This is a genomic window from Neisseria sp. HMSC067G12, assembly GCF_001812725.1.
Taxonomy (GTDB): domain Bacteria; phylum Pseudomonadota; class Gammaproteobacteria; order Burkholderiales; family Neisseriaceae; genus Neisseria; species Neisseria perflava.
The window spans coordinates 1-379 of sequence record NZ_KV810208.1; the positions used below are offsets into that span (position 1 = coordinate 1).

At 55.9% G+C, this 379-nt stretch carries 1 pseudogene; it reads left to right on the forward strand.

The window, feature by feature from the left end:
• A pseudogene (locus HMPREF2871_RS07435) lies at positions 1 to 379 on the forward strand (RHS repeat protein); the annotation flags it as partial.

Here is a 379-nt window from a genome sequence, read left to right on the forward strand (position 1 = left end):
CAGTGGACGGACTGCCGCTCAAACGCACCAACGCACTGGGCCATACCTTCGCCTATGCCTACGACAAAGCCCGCCGGCTGACCGTCCTTACCAATGAAAACGGCGAAACCTACCGTCTCGATTACGACCAAACCGACAACCTGATCCAAGAAACCGGCTGGGACGGCAAAATCACCGCCTACGGCTACGATGCCGCCGGACAACTGGTCCAACAGACCGAATACGGTCAAAGCGCTGATAAAGGCCGTCTGAAAGACCGTCCCGAGACTTGGCACATCCATCATTTCAAACGCAACATCCTCGGACAACTGATCGAAAAACAAAGCCGTAAAGTCTCCGGCCGCGACGGACAAAGCAAAGACGAAGGCATCAGCCGCAC